Annotated in this window: 1 protein-coding gene; it reads left to right on the forward strand. The window is 43.6% G+C overall.

Annotated elements, in window-relative coordinates; all coding sequences use genetic code 11:
- On the forward strand, positions 1 to 243 hold a 243-nt coding region (locus AAEY78_RS14665), incomplete at both ends, for a hypothetical protein (RefSeq protein WP_352340197.1).

A 243-nucleotide genomic window follows, 5' to 3' on the forward strand; every position in this document is an offset into this window, starting at 1 on the left:
GAACTATAGCTTAGCTGAATACGCTAACAATATTGTGTACACCATAGGCGACATTTGTAAGCAGTATGAACAGCCGTTTCCAACTATTATTTCGGAGTCGGGGCGGGCATTAACCGCGCACCATGCTGTGCTTATTTCAAATGTGATTGGTACTGAAAGTTATACACCTGAAGAAATTGAAGCACCGGCTGATGATGCCCCGCAGTTACTTAAAAATATGTGGATGTCGTGGCAGCAATTGCA

Source organism: Psychrobacter sp. 16-MNA-CIBAN-0192 (genome assembly GCF_040309565.1).
GTDB lineage: Bacteria > Pseudomonadota > Gammaproteobacteria > Pseudomonadales > Moraxellaceae > Psychrobacter.